Origin of the sequence: Kushneria konosiri, assembly GCF_002155145.1 — a bacterium.
GTDB lineage: Bacteria > Pseudomonadota > Gammaproteobacteria > Pseudomonadales > Halomonadaceae > Kushneria > Kushneria konosiri.
The window spans coordinates 159,374-181,027 of the sequence record NZ_CP021323.1 but is presented as its reverse complement, the minus strand read 5'-3'; the positions used below and the strand labels follow the sequence as shown (position 1 = coordinate 181,027).

Here is a 21,654-nt window from a genome sequence, read left to right as displayed (position 1 = left end):
CAGAGTCACAAGGACGCCGGGCGTCCTTTAGCGGGAGCGATAGACGATGCGGCCCTTGGACAGATCGTAAGGGGTCAGCTCAACCTTGACCTTGTCACCGGTCAGAATGCGGATGTAGTTCTTGCGCATCTTGCCGGAAATATGAGCGGTCACGACGTGGCCATTTTCCAGCTCAACGCGGAACATGGTGTTGGGAAGCGTATCGACAATCACGCCTTCCATTTCAATATGATCTTCTCTTGCCATATGATGTAGTCCCCGATAATCGTAATATGAGCACGCCATCAGGGCAGTCTTGCTGATTAAATCATCAGACAACGTAAATGATGGCGGACTGAACGTGCGATATTTTGCCTGATACCTGCCTGAAGCGCAAAGCCGCTTGACGCTGACGCGCCTTTAATGATGCGCCTGTGTGATCGGAATGCCCCGATGCCAGCGGTGCCCCTGCAGATACTCGAGCGGCTTGAAGCGCTGCTTGTAATCCATTTTCTGGCTCTTGTGGATCCAGTACCCGAGGTAAACGTGCTTGAGTCCCAATGACTGGGCCCGACGGATCTGCCAGATGACCGCCCAGCTTCCAAGTGATCTCGGCCGGAACGCTTCATCAGGGTCAAAGAAAGTATAGATGGCAGAAAGTCCATGGGTCAGAAAATCCACGGCGGCCACCGCCAGAAGCTTACCCTTTAGACGAAACTCGATCAGGCGTGAAAAATCGTGCGCGATGTTTAAAAAGGCGCGGTACTGTTCGATGGCCGGTGGATACATCTCGCCATCACTGTGACGTGTGCTGATATATCGCTCATAAAGCGCGTAATGTTCTTCATCGAACACGGCCGGCCGCTCGATGACGTCCAGATCCTGATTGTTGCGCTCGGTACGCTTGAGTGAACGGTCGGGCTCGAAATCATCGACCGGCACGCGCACGGAGACACAGGCATTACACTCCTGGCAGTGGGGGCGATAGAGGTGTGTGCCACTTCGTCTAAAGCCCATTAACGTCAGAGCGCTGTACATATCATGATCCACGGGAGTGTGTGGATCCATGAACAGCGTTGTAGCCTCATGTGATCCCAGATAGCTGCAATCATGAGGTTTTGTCAGGAAAAACCGTAAATCCTGAAGAGACGAATGCGTGCTTGAATTGTTCAACGGGCGCAACATCCAAAAGTGTGGGCCGGGGCTTGCGACATGAATGACTTGATCATGATTATCGGCGCGGTGTCGAGGCTTCTTGACAGTCTTCAGGTATATAGCGCCTGAGCAGGGCATCGAAATGTTCGCGTGAAATATCACAGGCCCCCATGCTGGCCAGGTGTGACGTATGCATCTGACAATCTATCATCGCCAGATCATGATCCTCGGACAGCCACTCTACCAGCCGTACCAGCGCAATCTTTGAACTGTCGGGTCGTATGGAAAACATGGATTCGCCGAAAAACACGCGTCCCAGCAGGATACCGTAGAGTCCACCCACCAGTGTATCTCCCTCCCATACTTCAACGCTGTGTCCGTGGCCCAGTTGATGCAGGTTCACATAGGCCCGGATGATGTCGGATGAAATCCATGTGCCTTCGAGCGCCTGTCGCTGTTCGGCACACTGCGTGATGACAGACTCGAAGGCCTGATCAAACGTCGCTGTCATGCCCGAGTTTCGAAGTCGTTTGGCCAGACTGCGCCGCACACGAAGTGACTCCGGGAACAGCACCATTCTGGGGTCGGGTGACCACCAGAGTATGGGATCTTCCTCATTGAACCACGGAAAAATACCGCGCCGATAGGCCGCCAGCAGCCAGTCCGGCGTGAGTGCTCCTCCAGCGGCCAGCAGGCCGTTGGGGGTTTCAAGCGCGTTCTCTGACGGTGGAAAGCCGACAGGCCACGGAGCGAGCCAGTCAATCATGATCGCATCTTGTGGACGGGCAGAGTGGTGATGCATGGGCGGGTGACCGGTAACACATCAAAGCCTCTTCAGTTTTATTCATTCCGGCCGACATTGGATTGCAGGAAGGTTTGCCAGGTTCTGGCCACCAGAGAAGAAGTATCACATTACCGGATATCTATCATGGGAAACTATTTTCGACGCATGGGTATCGGCTCGCGCCTGGCGCTGATTATCGGGCTGGTGGCCATTATTGCCTTTGTTGCCCTGAGCTGGGGGCTGTCGGCTTCAAATGCTCGCGCGCTTCGTGAGCAGTCAACAAACAGCATGGAGCAACAAACGCAGCAGTTCACTGATTCCGTCGCGCTTTTCGATCAGAGTCTACAGCAACAAAGTGCGCGCTTTTTGAAGCTTTTTCAGACCGATAGTCTGGCCCCGCCCTTTGTGCTCGATGCTGATCAAACCATGGAGATCAACGCTCGTCAGACCCCGCTTTTGATGGATCAGCGTGGGGTGATCAATATGGACACTCAGCGGGTGGATGACTTTACTCAGCGTACCGGCACACCGGTTACCATTTTTGCCCGTACCGGTGATGATTTTGTGCGGGTGAACACCTCTCTCAAGAACGACCAGGGCGCTCGTGCCATAGGCACGCTTCTTGATCGCAACGGCGCAAGCTATCGTGCCCTGATGGAAGACCGGGTCTATTCGGGAATCGCCACACTGTTTGGTACGCCCTACATCACCCGCTATGAGCCCATTCATGACGCCCAGGGCCGCGTGATCGGCGCAAGCTTTATTGGCGTGGATATCACGGAGGATCTGAAAAGCTTTGAGTCGCGCGTTAGATCCCTGAAGATCGGGGACAACGGCTATTTCATGATCGTCAATGCTGATAGCGGCAAGGTACTGGCGGGCGGCGAAAACGAAGGCGTTTCCCTGCGGGAAATGTCCGATGTCGAAGGTAACCCTGCCTTTGCGCCCATTTTCAATGAGCAGCGTGGCCTTTTCGAGTATCAGCTGCCCGATACCGAACACGCGGGTCGAACTACCTATTTCATGCAGTATCCCGCCTGGAACTGGATCGTCACGGCCACGGCCATCAACGCTGATATTGATGACCAGATTGCCGCGGCGCGAAATCGGTTTTTGCTGATTGCACTGGGTCTGGCGCTGGCCGCTGCGCTGGGTGTTTATGTCATGATGCGCCGTAGCCTGAGCAGTCCGCTGGCTCGCGTACAGGGCATGGCCGGCCATCTGGCCAGTGGTGATCTCAGGCAGCACCTGGACAGTCGCCGTCAGGATGAGATCGGCTCACTGATAGGCGCCATGAACGGTATCGGAGATGGCCTGCGAGATATTGTCAGTCGCGTACGCCAGTCGGTGGAAAGTATCGGCCACGCGTCGGGCGAAATCGCCAGTGGCAACATGGATCTGTCACGTCGTACCGAAAGCCAAGCGGCAAGCCTTGAGCAAACCGCGGCCAGTATCGAGGAGCTTACTGCCACGGTGCGTCAGAACACCGAGCGAGCCCGCCAGGGAGATACCATGGCTGGCGAAGTAGTGGCTTCGGCCCGGGAAGGGCAACAGCGGCTGGGCCGCGCTGTCACCACGCTCAGGGATCTGGACGCAACGGCTTCGAAAATGTCCGATATCATCGCCACCATTGATGGTATCGCCTTTCAGACCAACCTGCTGGCGCTTAACGCATCGGTTGAAGCGGCGCGTGCCGGCGTCCATGGTCGAGGCTTTACCGTCGTGGCGGACGAGGTGCGCCGTCTGGCGGTTCGTTGCAGTGAAGCCTCGGCTGACATTGGTCATCTGATTCGACACACCATCGAAGAGGTCACTACCGGCAATGCTCATATCCAGCAAAGCGGTGAGCAAATCGCAGAAATCACCGCGCGAATGGAAAATCTGAGCGTCATCGTCAATGAAATCAGCCGTGCCAGCGAAGAGCAGCTTACAGGAATCGAGCAGGTCAGCAGTGCGCTGGCGTCACTGGATGAAACGACGCAGCACAACGCCGCACTGGTCGAGCAGTCGGCGGCTGCCTCGGGTCATCTGGATGAGCAGGCGCGCAAGCTCAGCGAGGTAGTAAAGGTCTTTCATCTGCCAGCCTGAGATTTCCCGGATTTGCCGGCTGCAATTGCCGGGTCTGTGCCGTACCATCATCTCCAGGTATGATACCTGCCTCTGGCAGGGTGTGACCCAGTGTCATTACCCTGCCAATATGCCTTTATCAGGCCTTCGAATGCTTCATCAGAGTACAGCCATAACACTCGCATGAGTGCAGGGGGGATGGCCGTTGAGCGCCAGCAAGACCAGACAATCGCAGTCGCAGTCACAGGCCCGCCGCAGTAAAAGTGGTGCCAGCCCGCGAACAACGCGCAAAAGCGCCACGACGCAGCGCTCTCGACAGCGTGTGACCAAAGCCCGGGATAACGCCCGACATTTCAGTGCCCGACTTCAGGGTGCCGCCAAGGAGGGAGTCGCCATCGTCATGCTGGCGCTTTGCGCCTTCCTTTTGCTGGCGCTTTTCAGCTATGTACCGGCTGATCCCAGCTGGTCACACAGCGGACCGGATCAGCAGGTGACCAACTGGATGGGGCCTGTCGGAGCATGGCTTTCCGATGTTCTTTATTCCCTTTTTGGTGCTAGTGCTCTCTGGGCACCCGGCATGCTGGGCCTGGGCGCCTGGCGTCTGATACGGGCCAAAGAGGCGCACGTTGTCTGGGACCCCATGGCCCTGGCCGTACGCGGCGGCGGATTGCTGCTGGTCATGGTAGCGACCTGTAACGTGGGGGCCCTGCATTTTCAGGATGCCAGCAATGATCTGCCCTACGGCTCGGGCGGCATTGTGGGTGAGGGTATCTCGGCGGCACTGGCGTCTCTGGTGGGCAGGCACGGCACCACACTGCTGTCGCTGGCGGCCTTTCTTTGCGGCATGCCGCTACTGACCGGCATGTCCTGGTTTTCCATCATCGATGAAGTGGGCAATGGCATCTGGCGTGGCGTGCGCTGGTGTGCCCGTCGTGTAGGCATGGCAGGCGCAAGTATTGGCAGTGCCGGCTCGAGACTCCAGGAGCGGCGTCGGGAAATGGCGCAGGAGCGCCGCGAAGCCTATCTGGCCGCTCAGGAAGAGGACGAGTTTGATTTTGGTCATGATGACGATGATGTCGACACCGATCTGAGAGCAGATGCCGAAGATGCTCGCCCCAGACGTGAACGAAGTGGTTTGCTGGCGCGTTTCATGCCCGGGCGCCGTGCACCAGCTCACGACGACGAATTCCTTGAAGATGACGAGGAACCGGTCGCGCCGACACGTCAGCAGGGTGGTGATCGTGACGCTGACGATATGCCGGAGCAGATCTCCGGTATGCGTACTGGCGATGACGATATCCCCTGGGAGCAGCCTTATGAGGAAGCTCCAAAAGCCCGTGAGTCACATCGTGACAACCGTACGACCATCGACCCAATGCTCTCCACATCCGAAACCGTTCCCGAATCGGATCAGGCGTCGAAAACCCATAACACTGATGCGCCGGTGAGCCCGGAGCGTCAGACGGCCGATGTCGAGCGCCATGACGCTCGCACTGATGCAGGCACAGCAAATGCCTCGGCCCCTTCTATCACGAGTGCTGCGGTATCTTCACAGGTGCCGAAAGAGCGCGGTGATGTGCTTTCTTCCAGGGCCGCACCCATCGAGGAACCACTGGTTCGCCCGGTAACGTCTGATGAAGAAACTTCCAGTGCTGCCTCCGGCAATATGGCTAGCAGTGCGCCAGCTGACGAGACTCCGGCGCAGGCGCAGCCTTCCTCACCGCCGGTGGGTACACCACAGGACGCTGAGGCGCCTCGAGCAGAGCATGCCCCGGGTGATGTTACACGCCGGCGAATTCCTGAGGTTATCCCCGAGCCACGCCTGGCCGAAGATGATGAAGATGGTTTCGAGTCGCCCGTCACGCCTGCGTTTGAGCGCCCCGAGTCCGCGATGCGTCAGCAATCCGGGTCGTCAACAAATGCCTCTGCTGAAAGCGACGTGCCGGCCTCGACCGCTTCTGGCGAGCCGACCACGGATGATGACATGCCGCTGTCAGCGACAGAGCCCTCGAATGAGCGCGACATGCCGCTGGTCGATGATCTACAGGCCGCTCCTCGCCCGGTATTGAGCTGGGAAGATGATGAGCCTGAGTTCTCGACACCGTTGAGCGCGCGTGATGAAGCAGAGCCGTCGTCCAGTGCGCCTTCAGCTTCAGCGCTGACGTTCGAGGAAGATGAGAACGATCGTCAGGATGTCGCACCGGCAGCGCCGGCATCCGAGTCCTCGGTGACAGCGCCTTCCACGCCTGCTGCTCGCGAGACACCGGTGCCGTCTGGCCCCTCGCATCACGGTGAAGACAGAGCAGTGACGCCACCTGTCGCACCTCCTGATCAGGGGGGGCAGCAGGCAGTGAGACGCCTGCAGCACGCCCCGAGCAGGAAGTGACGGCCGAGGACAACAGCAGTCCCACGCTCTGGACCGTGCAGCAGATGCAGACCCAGCGTCCTGCGCACGACTCTGACGGGGAGCCGGTTGGCAAGCTGCCCGCTCTGTCACTTTTGACGCCGCCGTCGTCGCATGAACCGACCTATACGGCCGAACAGCTGCAGGACATGGCAGAGCTGCTGGAAGTGCGCCTGCGTGAGTATGGTGTCAAGGCAGAGGTGGTCGACACCTGGCCCGGCCCTGTCATTACCCGCTTTGAAATCAAGCCGGCGCCCGGGGTAAAGGTTTCCAAGATCAGCAATCTGGCCAAGGACCTGGCGCGCTCGCTGATGGTCAAGAGCGTTCGCGTGGTCGAGATCATTCCGGGTCGACCAACGGTCGGTATCGAGATCCCCAACCCCAACCGGGCGATGATCCGGCTTAGAGAGGTCTTTGACTCCGACGTCTATCAGGATGCGCGCTCGCCGGTCACGGTGGCGCTGGGTCAGGACATCGGTGGTAATCCGGTCGTTGCCAACCTCAACAAGATGCCGCATTTGCTGGTGGCCGGTACCACCGGCTCGGGCAAGTCGGTCGGCGTCAACGCCATGCTGATCTCGATGCTTTTGAAGGCCACGCCAGATGAAGTGCGCATGATCATGGTGGACCCCAAGATGCTGGAGCTGTCGGTCTATGACGGCATTCCGCATCTGCTGGCGCCAGTGGTTACCGACATGAAGGAAGCTGCCAATGCGCTGCGCTGGTGTGTGGCTGAAATGGAACGTCGTTACAAGTTGATGGCAGCCATGGGGGTACGTAACCTGGCCGGCTTCAATGCCCGTATCGATGAAGCTTCGCAGGCCGGTGCCCAGATTGCCGACCCGCTCTGGGAGCCGCAGCCCTGGGAAATGCACGAGCAGCCACCGGTGCTCGAAAAACTGCCCTATATCGTGGTGGTGATCGACGAATTCGCCGACATGTTCATGATCGTGGGTAAAAAGGTCGAGGAGCTGATTGCTCGCATCGCCCAGAAGGCCCGTGCTGCCGGTATTCATTTGATTCTGGCCACGCAGCGTCCTTCCGTGGATGTCGTGACCGGTCTGATCAAGGCCAATATTCCTACCCGCATGGCCTTTCAGGTGTCATCCAGAATCGATTCCCGCACGATTCTTGATCAGGGCGGTGCCGAACATCTGCTCGGTCACGGCGACATGTTGTATCTACCGGCCGGTGCCGGCATTCCCATGCGCGTTCATGGCGCCTTCGTCGATGATGACGAGGTACATCGGGTGGTGGATGACTGGAAACGACGTGGAGAGCCCGAGTATATCGATGAGATCCTCTCCGGCGGCGTTTCTGCCGATGCACTGGCAGGCCTTGAAGCCGAAGGGGAAGGCGGCGATGACCCGGAACAGGATGCGCTTTACGACGAAGCCGTGGCCTATGTGACCGAGTCGCGTCGTGCTTCGATCTCTTCGGTCCAGCGCCGCTTCAAGATTGGCTACAACCGAGCGGCAAGGCTAGTGGAAGCGATGGAGATGGCCGGCGTGGTCTCTTCCATGGGCAGCAATGGCGCAAGAGAGGTGCTGGCATCGCCGCCGGCACATTGATAGGAATGAGGCAACACCTTGATATCTCTCGACAAGTCTTAAGCTTCAGCTGGGACTTTCATCGAACCTGCCACCCGGTGGCAGGTCAAAGGGACACCACGGCATGCTCTCTGCCGACAAGGACAGGATGTTTTTGATGACACTGATGACCAATGCTCGCAAGGGCCTGGCCCGCACACTGGGTCTGGCTGGCGCAACATTCATGGCAGCCTGCATGGCACTGCCGGCACAGGCCGCTTCCAGCGATGCCGAACGGCTGACATCGCTGCTTGAGCCGCTCAAAACCTACTCGGCCGATTTCAATCAGCAGGTCGCCAGCGGTGGCGGCAGCCTGCAAAACGCCAGCGGCCACATGTGGCTGTCGCGCCCGGGTCGCTTTAACTGGGAAGTTTCCGATCCCTATCGCCAGACCGTGGTCTCCGATGGCCAGAAGGTCTATCTCTATGACCCCGATCTGGAGCAGGTCAGCATCCGCCCGCTCGATCAGCGAGTGACCCATACGCCGGCGCTGCTGCTTTCCGGTCAGGCCAGTGAGCTGACCGAGAACTACAACGTGTCGCGACGCCAGCAGGGCACCACCGAGTTCTTTGCACTTTCCCCGCGCTCCAATGATTCGCTGTTTGAGTCCCTGGAACTGGTGTTTAACAACGAGCGTCTCTCCGGCATTGACCTGACTGATGGCACCGGTCAGCGTACGGAAATCTCGTTTCGCAATATCGAGGTCAACCCTGACATTAGCGCCTCTCACTTTCAGTTCAAGATTCCGGAAGGCGCGGATGTGATGCGCGAAGGCAACTGATCGCTCTTGCGTAATCTGCCATGATGGAGGCACAACCCGCATTGAAGGTGCCTTCCTCATGAGTGACCTGTTTGATCGTGACGCGCCGCCCGGGCAACCGCTGGCGGCGCGTCTGCGTCCTGCTCGCCTTGAAGACTATATCGGACAGTCACACCTGCTGGGGCCGGATCGCCCCCTGACGCGGGCGCTGGCCCGTGATCAGCTCTACTCAATGATCCTCTGGGGCCCGCCCGGCGTCGGCAAGACCACGCTGGCTCGCCTGATTGCCGGCTACACTCGCTCGCACTTTGCAACGCTTTCTGCCGTTTCGGCAGGCGTCAAGGAGATCCGCGCTGCCGCCTTTGAAGCACAGCAGCGTGGCCACAGCGGACAGCGCACATTACTGTTTGTTGACGAGGTACACCGCTTCAACAAGGCGCAGCAGGACGCCTTTCTGCCCTGGGTGGAAGAAGGTGTGTTCACGTTTGTTGGGGCAACGACCGAAAACCCCTCCTTTGAGCTCAATAACGCCCTGTTGTCACGAGCCCGCGTTCATGTGCTCAAGCCATTGACCCCTGAAGAGCTGCGTCAGGTCATTGACCGGGCGTTGATCGAGCCGGCCGGGCTTGGCGAGGCCGGCATTGAAGCCTCCGAGAGCGTGCGCGACCTGCTGGCGCAGGCTGCTGATGGCGATGCGCGCCGGGCGCTCAACCTGCTGGAAATTGCCGCTGACATGGCTGAAGCCGGCGGTGATGGCAGGGCGCCCACCCTGTCCGAGGCCGTGATCGAGGAGGTGCTGGGCGAAAGCACGCGCCGACTCGACCGCGGCGGTGATCTTTTTTACGACCAGATTTCGGCGCTTCACAAGTCAATTCGGGGGAGCGCCCCGGACGCTGCGCTCTATTGGTTTTGTCGCATGCTCGACGGCGGTGCAGATCCGCTCTATATCGCGCGTCGCGTCGTGCGTATGGCCAGTGAGGAGATCGGCAACGCCGACCCGCGAGCCCTGCGACTGGCACTCGATGGCTGGGAGGTACAGGAGCGTCTGGGGAGTCCGGAAGGTGAGCTGGCCGTAGCACAGGCCATTCTCTATATCGCCAGCGCCCCCAAGAGCAATGCCGCCTACATGGCTTATAACCAGGCGCGCGCACATGTGGCCTCCACACCCGGACACGAGGTGCCTGTGCATCTGCGCAACGCACCCACGTCGCTGATGAAGTCTCTGGGCCACGGCCACGAATACCGCTATGCCCATGATGAACCACACGCCTACGCCGCGGGTGAAACCTATTTTCCCGAACCTTTGATCGGTACCCGGTACTATCAGCCGGTCGATCGTGGTCTTGAAAAGCGTATCGCTGAAAAGCTTGAATGGCTGGAGGGGCTCGATCGTGCTGCGACGCATCGACGCAGCTCCGAATCATCATGAGAAAGGGTGAGTCGGGCGAGTGTGCTCTCTCATGCCCGTTATGCCGGGATTGTGGCTACAGTGCGCTCTGGTGCGGGTCTTCTGGCTGTGGCGGGTATTAATTTTAGTGACCCCGGTATGCGACCAAAGTAAGTGGCGATGGAAGGTAAAAGTTACAAGAATGGTACCTCGTCAAATTTGCCGGAGACGCCGCCATGCTCAAGTTGACCCAGCTTCGTCAGGATCATGCGCACATGGCTCGACTGCTTCATGTGCTTTCACTGCAGCATCGTTACCTTGTGACCGGAGAGCGCCCCAGCTTTCGCCTCATGCGGGAAGCCTGTGATTACATCATGGACTACATGAGCGATTACATCGTGCCGCTGGAGACACTGTGCGGCCATCGGCTGACCGAGCGCGGTGCTCATACCGGGCAGGAGGTCTGCAAACTGGCCGGTGAGTATCGCGAACTCATACAGCGTCTGAAACATCTGGAGGATGATCTCGATAACATCCTGATGGATGCCATTATGCCCATGACGCTGTTCGGTGAGCGTCTCAAGGCCTATCTGGATGCGCACCGCCACGTATTGCGTGTGGAACGTGAACATCTTTTTCCGCTGCTGGATGCCAGCATGAATGAAGAAGAGTACGTTGAATTGCGTGACACGTTGCCGCTTCAGGCTCGCACCCGGCTGACGCGGCTTCAGCAGGAATATCCCGATCTTTATGCCGAGTTTCGTGAGATTCGCCCGGCAGTGGCCTGAGTGCCATGCATGTGGTGGCGTGATTTTCGAATCGACAGGCAGGTGGTACTACAAACGTAAGCGGGGCGGCATCAGGATGCCGCCCCGCTTTTTTAATGGCGATGCCGGCTGCGGTTACAGTCGCTCGTAGGCATAGCCTTCATTGCCGTAAATGGCCAGCGTTGTCAACGCAGAAGGGGTGATGGCAATGTCCTTGTTGACATCGGCGTCGGCAATTTTCCAGTGGCTGAGCACCTGGCCGCACACCTCGACCCGAACACCTGCCTCTTTCAGGGCATGCACCAATGGCGCGTTGGGATTGTCGACGCCATACCACTCGTCATACAGGCTGGAGGTCACAACGCTACGCGTGGCGTTGCCATGAATAATGGCCACAAAGTCCAGATTTTCCAGCGGGACACCAGCATCAGCAAAGACATTGACGGCGCGTGCCACGCGCATCAGGCCCGGATTGATGGTCCGTGGGTCATCGCTTCCGCTGACCACATCAAAGATGACCCGATAATGCTTGTCGGGGTCGGGCACGTCCACCGTGTCATGGCGTTCGGCAATACCGCCGAATTTTTCTATTGCGGGGTACCTGGCATGGTCAATGCTCGCCGCCTGCTTGCGGGGTATGGCAGCAGCGAAAAGCACCATGAGGACAGCGGCCAGTATCAGTGCTGCCAGCATCCAGTGCCGTTTGAGAAGAGTCAGCATATCGAGTCCCTGAAAGCCAAAGTGGTCGTGGTTATCGTGATGGGGCATATCCCCGACGGGATAACGGCCGAGGTATAGCCAATGAGGCGACTGGAGTCTACAGATTTTATGGCCAGGCCGCAGTGTTATAGCGACTCGATATGGTGGCAGGAACGGCATGAGTACTTGAGCTGCGATGGGCAGGCGCTACACTGGCCGCCTATTTCATCATGACCGTTATCACAACGGCCGGACCAGGTATCTGACATTGAGCGTACCCGTCGTTGATCCCGACCAGTATTTCGTACAGCTTGACGCCAAGCGCCAGCGCATCGTCGAGCAATTCGCCCGCTTTCAGGCGCCCACCCTTGAGGTGTTCCCCTCACCGGCAAGCCATTATCGCATGCGTTGCGAGTTTCGCCTGTGGCATGAAGGCGATGATCTTTTTCATGCCATGTTCGAGACCGGTGCCGACGGTGTTAAAAACACCGTGCGCATGGATCAATATGATGTGGCCAGCCAGCGCATCAATGCGCTGATGGCCGGATTGATTGACGCCATTCGTGATTGCCCCGAGCTGCGTCATCGTCTGTTTCAGGTCGAGTATCTGACGACCCGACAGGGGGAAGCGCTCGTCACGCTGGTCTATCACCGACCGCTTGATGACGCATGGGAGAAGGCTGCGCGCGAGCTCGAGACGACACTGAATGTTGCCATTATCGGCCGTGCACGCAAGCAGCGCCGGGTCCTGACACGCGAGTCAGTCACTGAACACCTCCATGTGGCAGGACGTGTGTTCAGTTATCAGCAGGTCGAAAACAGCTTTACCCAGCCCAATGCCGATATTGCAGAGAGCATGCTTAACTGGGCCCGGGAAGTGACACAGGGCGAGGATGGGCAGCGTCGCGCGACCGATCTGGTCGAGCTGTACTGCGGTAATGGCAACTTCACGATCGCACTGGCAAATAACTTCCGACGGGTCGTGGCCACCGAGATTTCCCGAACGTCCGTGGCCTCGGCCCAGCACAATCTGGCATTGAATCACATCGACAACGTTCATGTGGCCCGCATGTCGAGTGAAGAGTTTGCCCAGGCGCTGTCCGGGGAAAAAACGGGACGACGGGTCAGCGACATGCAGCTCGAGACGCACGATTTTTCGACCGTCCTGGTCGACCCTCCGCGTGCCGGTCTGGATGCCGACAGCTGCGAGCAGATTGCCCGCTTTGACGAGATTGTCTACATCTCCTGCAATCCCGATACCCTCGAGGCCAATCTGGAACAGCTTGGGCAGACCCACGAGATCCAGCGCTTTGCACTTTTTGATCAGTTTCCCTATACCGACCACTGTGAGTGTGGCGTGTTGCTCAAGCGCCGCGGTCAGTCTGACTGACACCTGACCGGCATTGGTCATATCGTGATCAGCCATGCCGAAAGCGTCATGAGTGGGACAACCCTCATGCCGGATGCTCATGGGGCATGATAAAAATGCGCATACAGTAGGGATAAAGCGTTTGCTGAACTAGGATGTGGGGTGAGGTCATCCCTTCAAGGCAAGCAGGCATTTGCGGGACGTGAGGAGAATCGATGCAGAGTACAGTGCCGGACAACAAGGAAGATTTTTTTAAAGCGCTTGAAGCGCTGCTCGAAGAGCGTCTGACGCCCGAGCAGGCCCGCGATATCAGCGCCTTCGCTCGCCATTATTACGCCGGCGCCAGCCATGAGGATCTTCAGGAGCGTCATTTCGAAGACCTCTATGGGGCCACCCTCTCGACCTGGTTTTTCCTGCAGCAGCGTGAGCCGGACAACCGTCCAAAGGTTCGTGTCTTCAATCCCGAATATGAAGAGCATGGCTGGCAGTCGACCCATACGGTAGTGGAAGTCATCAGTCCGGACATGTCATTTCTGGTTGATTCGGTACGTATCGAACTCAACCGCTGTGGCTTCACCGTGCATTCCATCCTGAATACGGTCATCGCCAGCGAGCGTGACGAGCAGCAGCGTCTGGTGCGCTTCACTCCGCCCCGGGCTGCCGATGCGCCCTCAATGCGTGAATCCATTATCTACATTGAGGTGGATCGTCACTCCGATCCGGCCATGCTCGAAGAGCTCAGGGTCAATATTCTGGATGTATTGACCGATGTTCGCTCGGCTGTCTCCGATTTTGACGCCATGAGGGCCCAGGCCCGCGCGGCGCTTGAGGAGATGGACACGCATCCGCCGCGCGTCGTGGATGAACGTGACGTCAACGAGGCCCGCGACTTTCTGGCCTGGCTGCTGGACGATCATTTTACCTTTCTGGGCTTTGAAGAGTATGAGTTCCAGACCCGGGATGGCCATTCACAGCTGGTCCGCTCCAGTGGCAGCGAACTCGGGGTACTGACCCTGGACAGCCCGCGCTACAGCGAGGAGCCCCTGCGCTTTAGTGGCAGCGGCGAAGAGCAGGGGGAGTATGTGCTGATCCCCGAGCTGATCTCCTTTGCCAAGAGTGCCTGGCCTTCCCGCATTCATCGCCCGAGTTACCCGGACTACATCATTGTCGAGCGCCACAATGAGCAGGGTGATGTCATCGGAGAGCGTCACTTCCTTGGCCTCTATACCCTGTCAGTCTACAACGAGCGCCCGGTCAACATTCCGGTGCTGCGTCGCAAGATCGACACTGTGCTTAGTGCCTCGGGTATCGATCCGACCGGTCACAACGGCAAGCAGCTCCAGCAGATTCTGGAGGTTTATCCTCGTGATGAACTTTTCCAGATGGGTACGGAGGATCTCTGCCGTACCGCCATGGGAATCCTGAGCATTCGCGAACGTCGCCGCGTGCGGCTCTTTATTCGCGAAGATCGCTCCGGACGTTTTTATTCCTGCCTGATATATGTGCCGCGTGACGTCTTTTCGACCGATCTGCGAATGCGCATTCAGAACATGCTCTGCGAAGAGCTGGATGCCAGCTTTGGCGACTTCAATACCTATCTTTCCGAGTCGGTGCTGGCGCGTATCCAGCTGATTCTGCGCTTTAACCACGACACGCCCGTGGAGCATGACGATCGCGCGCTGGAGAAAAAGGTCATCGCCATTGCTCGCGGCTGGCGTGATGACCTGCATGAGGCGCTGGTTGAAGGCTACGGTGAGGAACCGGCCAATCGTTTGATGGAGCGCTACCGTGATGCCTTCGCGAGCAGCTATCGGGAAGATTTTACATCGCGCACCGCCGTTTATGATATTGGCCACATGGAAGAGCTCGACAGTGAGAGTTCGATCGGTCTGAGCCTTTATCGTCAGCTTGAGCATGAAAACGACGTCAACCTCAAGCTCTTTCATCGCGACCAGCCGGTGCCACTGTCTGATGTGCTGCCCATGCTGGAGCACATGGGGCTTCGCGTCATCAGTGAGCGACCCTACGAGATCGAGCGCTCTGACAGCGAAGTCTGGATTCATGACTTCAATCTGGAAACCTCCAGTCGTGAGCATGTCGATCTGCACGGTATGCGCCACAATTTCATGGAGGCTTTCACGCGCATCTGGTCAGGCGCGGCCGAAAGCGACAGCTTCAATCGGCTGATCATTTCAGCCAGGCTTGATTGGCGCGAAGTGGCCATGCTTCGCGCCTATGCACGCTATCTCAAGCAGATTCGCTTCGGGCTTTCCCAGGATTACATCTCTACGGCATTGACCCAGCATGCCGACATTACCCGCGAACTGGTGGCTCTGTTCAAGTCACGCTTTGATCCTCAAGTGGCGCGTGACGAAGAGGAAGTCAAAGGAATTCGCGAGCGTATCGAGGGTTATCTTGAAGAGGTGACCAGCCTCAATGATGACCGTCTGATCCGTCTTTACATGGATCTGATTGGTGCCACGCTGCGTACCAACTACTTCCAGCCCGGCGAGGATGGCGAACCCAAGCCCTATATCTCCTTCAAGCTTGCGCCGCGCCAGATCAATGACGTGCCGCGTCCGCGTCCGATGTATGAAATCTTTGTCTACTCTCCTCGCATGGAAGGGGTGCACCTTCGTACCAGCAACATTGCTCGTGGCGGCATGCGCTGGTCGGACCGCTTTGAAGACTTTCGTACCGAAATCCTCGGGCTGGTCAAGGCGCAGCAGGTCAAGAATTCGGTGATCGTACCCAGCGGCGCCAAGGGCGGCTTTATCTGCAAGCAGATGCCGCCTGGCGGTAGCCGTGATGACATCCAGAAAGAGGGCATTGCCTGCTATCAGACCCTGGTACGCGGGATGCTGGACATTACCGATAACCTGATCGACAAGCAGGTCGTACCACCCGAGCACGTTGTGCGTCATGACGGGGATGATCCCTATCTGGTCGTAGCAGCCGACAAGGGCACGGCTACTTTCTCCGACATCGCCAATGCGCTGTCCCGTGAATACAACTTCTGGATGGGCGATGCCTTCGCTTCCGGCGGCAAGAACGGCTACGACCACAAGGCCATGGCGATCACTGCCCGCGGTGCCTGGGAAGCCGTCAAGCGCCACTTCCGCGAGCTTGGTCTCAACACTCAGGAAGATCCCTTTACCGTCATCGGGGTCGGCGACATGGCCGGCGACGTCTTCGGTAACGGTATGCTGCTGTCGGAAAAGGTTCAGCTGGTGGCGGCCTTCAACCATCGCCATATCTTCATTGACCCCGATCCTGACTGCGCGGCCTCCTTCAAGGAACGCAAGCGTCTGTTCGGACTTGCGGCCTCAGGCTGGGATGATTACGACAAGTCCCTGATCAGTGAAGGTGGCGGGATCTTTTCGCGCGATGCCAAGTCGATCGAAATTACCGAGGCCATGAAGACGCGTTTTGGTCTTGACGCCTCGCGTCTGTCGCCGGCCGAGCTGATCAATGCACTGTTGAAGTCGAAGGTTGATCTGCTCTGGAACGGTGGGATCGGCACCTACGTCAAATCGAGTGAAGAGAGTCACGCTGATGTGGGTGACAAGGCCAACGATACGCTGCGTGTCAATGGCTGCGAGCTGGGGTGCCGCGTGGTTGGCGAGGGTGGCAACCTTGGCGTCACCCAGCTGGGCCGTCGTGAAGCCGCACAGCATGGTGTTCGTCTCAATACCGACTTCATCGATAATGCCGGGGGCGTCAACTGCTCTGACCATGAGGTCAACATCAAGATCCTGCTGGATGAGGTAGTCACGCGCGGTGACATGACCGGCAAGCAGCGCAATGATCTTCTGGCCGAAATGACCGATGAAGTGGCGGATCTGGTGGTGGATGACAACTACCGCCAGACTCAGGCGCTTTCCCTTTCCCGGTTGCTGTCAGCAGAGAATCTGGGCCCTTATCGTCGTTTCATCTGCGATCTGGAAGAGACCGGGCAGCTGGACCGTGAGCTGGAAGCCCTGCCGGATGACGCCACGCTTGCCACACGTGCCGAGCGCGGTGAAGGCCTGACGCATCCGGAGCTCTCTTCCCTGATTTCTCATGCCAAGATTGACCTCAAGGGCATGCTGGCGGAATCCGATGTTCCCAATGAGCCGGGGATCGTCGATCACGCCGAGCGCGCTTTCCCGGCAACTCTGGTCAAGCGTTATGGCAAGGAAATTGCCAACCATCGGCTGCGCCATCAGATCGTGGTGACCAAGGTGGCTGGTGATGTGGTCGACCACATGGGTATCCCGTTTGTCCGACGGCTGATGGACATTACCGGTACCAGTGCCGGTGAGGTGGTCAGGGCTTATGTCATGGCGCGTGACAGCTTCGGGCTGGCGTCGCTCTGGGAAGAGATCGAGGCGCTGGATTCGCAGGTCGAGACTGCCATTCAGTACGACATGATGCTCTCACTGGTGCGCCTCCTGCGTCGTGCGACACGCTACTTCCTGCGCTATCACATGCAAAGTGACGCCGAAACCGTGGTCGGGCAGTACGCGCCGGATCTTGAACGTCTGGGCGATAACATTGGTGAAAGGCTCAGGGGAGAGGCACAGCGCCAGTGCATGTCGCTGCGCGATCGCTACATTGAAGCCGGGGCCCCCGAGGCACTGGCCGAGCGGGTGGCGGCTACCGAAAGTCTTTATGCCGGGCTTGGCATCATCGATACGGCTGCGCTGACAGGCGTCTCCCTTGAGCGGGTGGCCGATACCTACTATCTCATCGGCGAGCAGCTCTCGCTGCCGTGGATGCTGGAGCAGGTCAATCGCCTTGAGGTAAACGACAGCTGGCAGACCATCGCACGTGAAACACTGCGCGATGATCTTGATCGGCAGCAGCTGATGCTGACGGCCAGCGTATTGCGCGGTGAAGAAGGTGAGGATGTCGATCGCTGTGTCGAGCAGTGGATGAAACAGCACAAGGCGCCGGTTGAGCGATGGTGCGCACTGCTAGAGGAAGTGCATTCCACTGATGAGCTGGGCTATGCGCTCTTTACCGTCGCAGTACGAGCACTTGGTGAGCTCTCCGAGCGGCCTCCGTCCGGTCACTGATCGACGCGGTCATCTTGTAATGCCACTAGGCCACAAGCGCGAACGCCACCCCCAGGGGTGGCGTTTTTTTATGTTACATTGCTCATCGTCTGCTTCGAACACGAGATGGCGTTTCATGTCTGCCTGCATTCATTCATTGCATATCTATCCGGTCAAATCGCTGGGGGGCATCGACTTGACCCGGTCAGTATTGACGGCGGAAGGGCTTTGTCATGACCGACGCTGGGTCATTACTGATGAACGGGGAGAGTTCATCACTCAGCGAGGCTGCGCCCGGATGGCCATGCTGGTGCCTGCCATCGATGAGCATCACCTGATTATTCAGTCGCCGGATCGACGCCATCTGTACGTTTCGCTGGCGCCGCCGGAAGTGTCTCCCTCGCGCGTAAGAATTTTTGGCAAGGAATGTCAGGGGCTTGATGAGGGCGATGAAGCCGCCCATTGGCTGAGTGCCTTTCTTGAGCGCCCCGTCAGACTCAAGCGAGTCCCCAGAGACAACCAGCGTCGTGTCAGTCCGGAGCATCTGGATGAGCATGTGGCCTATACCGGTTTTGCTGATGGCTATCCGCTACTGGTGGCCTCCTTGTCTTCGCTGGCCGCACTCAACGCACGTCTGGCCGAGCGTTCTCTGCCAGCGCTGCCCATGTCGCGTTTTCGACCCAATATCGTCATTGAAGGCGCGCCTGCCTTTGCCGAGCATGGCATGACCACACTTGAAGGGAAGAGTCTGTCGCTTTGGCTGTGCAAACCCTGTGAACGCTGTCGTATTACCACCATCAATCAGTGCAGTGGCGACATCGCGGTGCCGGGGGAGCCCCTGAAAACGCTGATGGCCATGGATCACGTGTCAGTCGGCAAGGCCTTTTTTGGCGAAAATGCCGTCGTCATGCAGGGCGATGGTCTAGCGCTGCACACGGGCATGGCACTACGAATGCGCTAGTCAAAAGCATCGCCAAATACGCAGGCTTTGTTATGCTGTGGCCGCTTTGCCGACCGACCAGGGTTCATCTGCTGTGCATATCGGCATCAACGGATTATTCCAACGAGAGACATCATGAAAAATACAATCTTGTATCTGGCACTGGGCATGGGCGTCGGGCTTGGCACTCTCTCGGGTCAGGCTCTTGCCGACAAGAGCCCGGCACTTCAGCGCGCTGAGCAGGCGGCAAGCCAGGTCGATCTTTCCGATGCCATTCAGAGCGATACGGACGGCATGAGCCGATCCATCTATCTGGGGTCAAAGCCGGTCTCCCATGATTTTGACGTCACCCAGGGGGGTGAATACATCATCGAGGCACGTGCCTTTCATGGCACGTCCGGGCGTTATGAGGTCAACGCCGAGCTGCGCGATGATGCCGGCCAGACGCTTGCGAAAACCAGCGGCAACAATCAGACCAACGGGCTGATGATTCGTCATCAGCTTGAGCCTGGCACCTATCATGTGGTGATTACCGGCCAGAGTCGCAGCCCCGCGCGCGATCAGACCCAGTCCGTGACGGTTTCCGTGCAGCAGGCCGATGCCAGTGCCCGCGGCCAGGGGTTGGCTGATGCCAATCGCATCGAGCGGCTGGGCAATGCCAGTGCGGTTGCCGGCGCTGCCAATAACAATGCTGATACGCCGGCACGGCTTGGTCGTGAGGGGGCGGTTCAGGGTGATGCCACGCTTGCAGGTGTTGGCTCCTCTCAGCGCAGTGCCAGCAAGACAGCCGCTCCTGATGACTCGCTTCCAGAGCCCGGTCCTTCCGGCCAGGCGCTCGAAGATGCTGTTCAGTCCGGTACGGTTGAAAAGGGCGAAGGGCTGGCAGCTGATCAGGGCAGTATCAATACAGCGCGGAACCGCGACGCGTCGGCCACGGCCGGTGAGAATGCGGCACCCATTCGTGAACGGATTCTGCGCGATGTCCCCATACGGACCGACGGAGAAGTACTGAAGTTTGAAGTGGTCTCTGCCGGTACCGTAACCGTTGACAGCTTCACCATGGATTCCAGCGGTAATTACCGCATTTCCGGCGAGCTTGTCGACAGCAATGGCAACGTCGTGGCCAGCGATAGCGGCAGCGGTTTCCAGGGCGATTTCCATCTGCGTGAATCTCTTGAGCCTGGTATCTATAGCGTCCGCGTGCGCGGTCAGAAGTTCGGCGGCGTTCGTGGTGGCGCCAATAACTTTACACTGCGCATCGAACAGCCAGGCGACTGACGCTTCCTTTATGGCCCGGGGCTTGCTCCGGGCCTGATCTATCTGCTTTCAAGGACCTGCCCTCATGTACAAGGCCGCTCGTGCGCTGCTGTTTCGTCTTGACCCTGAAACGGCTCATGGCCTGACGCTGTCATCACTGGATATGGCACATCGTCTTCATCTGCAGCGGGCGCTGGTGTCTTCGCCGATCGAGGATCCCGTCACGCTGATGGGACTTCGCTTTTCCAATCGAGTCGGACTGGCCGCCGGACTGGACAAGAACGCCGAGCATCTTGATGCGCTGGGGGCTCTGGGTTTCGGTTTTGTGGAAGTCGGCACGGTGACGCCCAGGGCGCAGGCCGGTAACCCGAAGCCGCGCCTTTTTCGTCTTCCCGAAAGCGGGGCAATCATCAACCGCATGGGGTTTAACAATCAGGGTGTGGATCAGCTGATCGCCAATGTGACCAACAGCACTTATGACGGCGTGATCGGCATCAACATCGGCAAGAATCTGACCACGCCGGTCGAGCAGGCGGTGGACGACTACATGACCTGCCTGCGCGCGGTACATGCTCATGCGCACTATGTAACTGTCAATATCTCCTCGCCCAATACACCCGGTCTTCGCAGCCTGCAGTTCGGCGAGCAGCTCAATGCGCTGCTATCGGCATTGCAGCAGGAAAACCGGGCGCTCAATCAGCGCCATGGCCGTCGTGTACCGCTGGCGGTCAAGATTGCCCCGGACATGAGTGAGCCGGAAACGGATCTGGTGGCCGAGTGTCTGAAAGCCTGTGAGATAGACGCGGTGATAGGCACCAATACGACCGTCAGCCGTGACGGCATTGTGGGCAGTCCTCATGCCGAGGAAGCCGGCGGACTATCGGGACGGCCGGTGAGAAAGGCGTCAACGACGGTGGTCAGACGCTTGCGCGAGAAGCTGCCGGACATCACCATTATCGGTGTTGGTGGGATCGATAGCGGCGAAGCGGCGCTGGAAAAGCAGCAGGCCGGTGCTGATCTGGTTCAGCTTTATAGCGGTCTGATCTATAAGGGGCCGAAGCTGGTCGAGCAGTGCGCCCGGGCGTTGAGAGACAGTGCTTCAAGCGCAAAGGGGGCGTCCCTGTAAAAGACCGGGCACGTGCGTCACGTACCCGGATATCATGTCATGCGATGGGCTCAATGGTTCCGAAGGCGATCAGGTTGTCGCCATCGGATTGACGTGCAGACCCGAGACCCCTGTCATACCGGACCATTGCGCTTCACGGCCTTCACGCCAGCCGCTCATCCAGGACTCCCGCACTTCAATACCCTGACTGGGGCAGTCATCTCTGGAGCGCCCGGTCACACCGGCCTTGTAACCACTGACATAGGCTTTCTGGAAGGGATCACGTTTCTGTCTTTTCATTGGATAACCTCGCTTCACACAAAAAAAGTGTTTCGATCCGAGATAGTGCGCGA

The 21,654-nt window shown here is 58.3% G+C and carries 15 protein-coding genes and 1 pseudogene; 11 read left to right on the top strand and 5 right to left on the bottom strand.

Annotated elements, in window-relative coordinates:
* Positions 1-27: 27 nt before the first annotated feature.
* The 3 genes from infA to aat all read right to left on the bottom strand — a co-directional run bounded on the left by infA (position 28) and on the right by aat (position 1,900).
* Positions 28-246, bottom strand: a complete 219-nt coding sequence (gene infA / locus B9G99_RS00925) for a translation initiation factor IF-1 (RefSeq protein ID WP_007111068.1) — start codon at positions 244-246, stop codon at positions 28-30.
* Positions 247-399: 153 nt separating this feature from the next.
* Positions 400-1,164, bottom strand: coding sequence for an arginyltransferase (locus tag B9G99_RS00920; RefSeq protein ID WP_086620334.1), 765 nt, complete (start codon positions 1,162-1,164; stop codon positions 400-402).
* A gap of 46 nt (positions 1,165-1,210) precedes the next feature.
* Complete coding sequence (gene aat, locus B9G99_RS00915; protein ID WP_086620333.1) at positions 1,211-1,900, bottom strand: leucyl/phenylalanyl-tRNA--protein transferase; 690 nt, start codon at positions 1,898-1,900, stop codon at positions 1,211-1,213.
* A gap of 162 nt (positions 1,901-2,062) precedes the next feature.
* Here aat and B9G99_RS00910 point away from each other — a divergent pair, with 162 nt between their 5' ends.
* The 6 genes and pseudogenes from B9G99_RS00910 (at position 2,063) to B9G99_RS00885 (ending at position 10,913) form a co-directional block, all read left to right on the top strand.
* The gene (locus B9G99_RS00910; protein ID WP_158521413.1) at positions 2,063-4,006 is read left to right on the top strand and encodes a methyl-accepting chemotaxis protein; all 1,944 of its coding nucleotides are present in this window, start codon (positions 2,063-2,065) and stop codon (positions 4,004-4,006) included.
* 184 nt (positions 4,007-4,190) lie between these two features.
* Entirely contained in the window at positions 4,191-6,371 is a 2,181-nt protein-coding gene (locus tag B9G99_RS00905; RefSeq protein ID WP_086620331.1) for a DNA translocase FtsK, read from the top strand.
* Positions 6,372-6,385: 14 nt separating this feature from the next.
* Positions 6,386-7,960 (top strand): annotated as a pseudogene (locus B9G99_RS00900) (DNA translocase FtsK); the annotation flags it as partial.
* 145 nt (positions 7,961-8,105) lie between these two features.
* On the top strand, positions 8,106-8,759 hold the full coding sequence (gene lolA, locus B9G99_RS00895; RefSeq protein ID WP_169712231.1) for an outer membrane lipoprotein periplasmic chaperone LolA: 654 nt from the start codon (positions 8,106-8,108) through the stop codon (positions 8,757-8,759).
* A gap of 58 nt (positions 8,760-8,817) precedes the next feature.
* Positions 8,818-10,167, top strand: a complete 1,350-nt coding sequence (locus tag B9G99_RS00890) for a replication-associated recombination protein A (RefSeq protein WP_086620329.1) — start codon at positions 8,818-8,820, stop codon at positions 10,165-10,167.
* Between the two features lie 194 nt (positions 10,168-10,361).
* A complete protein-coding gene (locus B9G99_RS00885; RefSeq protein ID WP_086620328.1) occupies positions 10,362-10,913 on the top strand; it encodes a hemerythrin domain-containing protein in 552 nt (183 codons plus the stop codon).
* A 114-nt stretch (positions 10,914-11,027) separates the two neighbouring features.
* On the opposite strand, the gene B9G99_RS00880 is transcribed toward B9G99_RS00885, so the two are convergent.
* Positions 11,028-11,612: a DsrE family protein gene (locus B9G99_RS00880; RefSeq protein WP_158521412.1), complete on the bottom strand. Its 585-nt coding sequence runs from the start codon at positions 11,610-11,612 to the stop codon at positions 11,028-11,030.
* Positions 11,613-11,859: 247 nt separating this feature from the next.
* On the opposite strand from B9G99_RS00880, the gene trmA reads away from it, so the two are divergent.
* From trmA to B9G99_RS00855, 5 genes are all read left to right on the top strand, one after another.
* Entirely contained in the window at positions 11,860-12,981 is a 1,122-nt protein-coding gene (trmA, locus tag B9G99_RS00875; RefSeq protein WP_086623200.1) for a tRNA (uridine(54)-C5)-methyltransferase TrmA, read from the top strand.
* Between the two features lie 194 nt (positions 12,982-13,175).
* Positions 13,176-18,020 carry an NAD-glutamate dehydrogenase gene (locus B9G99_RS00870; RefSeq protein ID WP_086620326.1) on the top strand — a complete coding sequence of 1,615 codons (4,845 nt, stop codon included), beginning with the start codon at positions 13,176-13,178 and terminating at the stop codon, positions 18,018-18,020.
* A 115-nt stretch (positions 18,021-18,135) separates the two neighbouring features.
* On the top strand, positions 18,136-18,960 hold the full coding sequence (locus B9G99_RS00865; RefSeq protein WP_158521411.1) for an MOSC domain-containing protein: 825 nt from the start codon (positions 18,136-18,138) through the stop codon (positions 18,958-18,960).
* 114 nt (positions 18,961-19,074) lie between these two features.
* Positions 19,075-20,217, top strand: coding sequence for a hypothetical protein (locus B9G99_RS00860; protein WP_148663895.1), 1,143 nt, complete (start codon positions 19,075-19,077; stop codon positions 20,215-20,217).
* Positions 20,218-20,281: 64 nt separating this feature from the next.
* Entirely contained in the window at positions 20,282-21,322 is a 1,041-nt protein-coding gene (locus B9G99_RS00855) for a quinone-dependent dihydroorotate dehydrogenase (RefSeq protein ID WP_086620323.1), read from the top strand.
* Between the two features lie 69 nt (positions 21,323-21,391).
* On the opposite strand, the gene rmf is transcribed toward B9G99_RS00855, so the two are convergent.
* Entirely contained in the window at positions 21,392-21,601 is a 210-nt protein-coding gene (gene rmf, locus B9G99_RS00850) for a ribosome modulation factor (RefSeq protein WP_086620322.1), read from the bottom strand.
* Positions 21,602-21,654 lie beyond the last annotated feature (53 nt).

Excerpts from the sequence above, each read along its gene's own strand:
- B9G99_RS00885 (WP_086620328.1), top strand. The coding sequence starts at position 10,362 with ATGCTCAAGTTGACCCAGCTTCGTCAGGATCATGCGCACATGGCTCGA.
- B9G99_RS00870 (WP_086620326.1), top strand. The coding sequence starts at position 13,176 with ATGCAGAGTACAGTGCCGGACAACAAGGAAGATTTTTTTAAAGCGCTT.
- B9G99_RS00890 (WP_086620329.1), top strand. The coding sequence starts at position 8,818 with ATGAGTGACCTGTTTGATCGTGACGCGCCGCCCGGGCAACCGCTGGCG.
- lolA (WP_169712231.1), top strand. The coding sequence starts at position 8,106 with ATGACCAATGCTCGCAAGGGCCTGGCCCGCACACTGGGTCTGGCTGGC.
- B9G99_RS00860 (WP_148663895.1), top strand. The coding sequence starts at position 19,075 with ATGAAAAATACAATCTTGTATCTGGCACTGGGCATGGGCGTCGGGCTT.
- B9G99_RS00920 (WP_086620334.1), bottom strand. The coding sequence starts at position 1,164 with ATGTTGCGCCCGTTGAACAATTCAAGCACGCATTCGTCTCTTCAGGAT.
- B9G99_RS00910 (WP_158521413.1), top strand. The coding sequence starts at position 2,063 with ATGGGAAACTATTTTCGACGCATGGGTATCGGCTCGCGCCTGGCGCTG.
- B9G99_RS00865 (WP_158521411.1), top strand. The coding sequence starts at position 18,136 with ATGTCTGCCTGCATTCATTCATTGCATATCTATCCGGTCAAATCGCTG.
- rmf (WP_086620322.1), bottom strand. The coding sequence starts at position 21,601 with ATGAAAAGACAGAAACGTGATCCCTTCCAGAAAGCCTATGTCAGTGGT.
- infA (WP_007111068.1), bottom strand. The coding sequence starts at position 246 with ATGGCAAGAGAAGATCATATTGAAATGGAAGGCGTGATTGTCGATACG.
- B9G99_RS00855 (WP_086620323.1), top strand. The coding sequence starts at position 20,282 with ATGTACAAGGCCGCTCGTGCGCTGCTGTTTCGTCTTGACCCTGAAACG.
- B9G99_RS00880 (WP_158521412.1), bottom strand. The coding sequence starts at position 11,612 with ATGCTGACTCTTCTCAAACGGCACTGGATGCTGGCAGCACTGATACTG.
- aat (WP_086620333.1), bottom strand. The coding sequence starts at position 1,900 with ATGATTGACTGGCTCGCTCCGTGGCCTGTCGGCTTTCCACCGTCAGAG.